1 protein-coding gene is annotated in these 229 nt (G+C 68.1%); it reads left to right on the top strand.

The window, feature by feature from the left end:
* Positions 1 to 229 (top strand): CocE/NonD family hydrolase C-terminal non-catalytic domain-containing protein (locus tag SB822_RS61620; RefSeq protein WP_410859737.1); only part of this gene is annotated, 229 nt, incomplete at both ends.

Below are 229 nucleotides of genomic sequence, written 5' to 3'. Positions count from 1 at the left end.
CATGTGGACGACCTGGCTGGTCCACGACCAGCGCTTCGTCGACGGCCGCCCGGACGTGCTGACCTACGTCACCGAGCCGTTGGCCGAGCCGCTGGCGATCGGCGGCGTGCCGGTGGTGAACCTGCAGGCATCGACCAGCGGCAGCGACAGCGACTGGGTGGTGAAGCTGATCGACGTGTATCCGGACGAGAACGCCGGTGATCCGAAGATGGGCGGCTACGAGCTGCCG

This window comes from Paraburkholderia sp. SIMBA_054 (genome assembly GCF_046534875.1).
GTDB lineage: Bacteria > Pseudomonadota > Gammaproteobacteria > Burkholderiales > Burkholderiaceae > Paraburkholderia > Paraburkholderia hospita.
The sequence above is the reverse complement of the archived record's forward strand: the minus strand, read 5'-3'. Positions and strand labels throughout refer to the sequence as shown.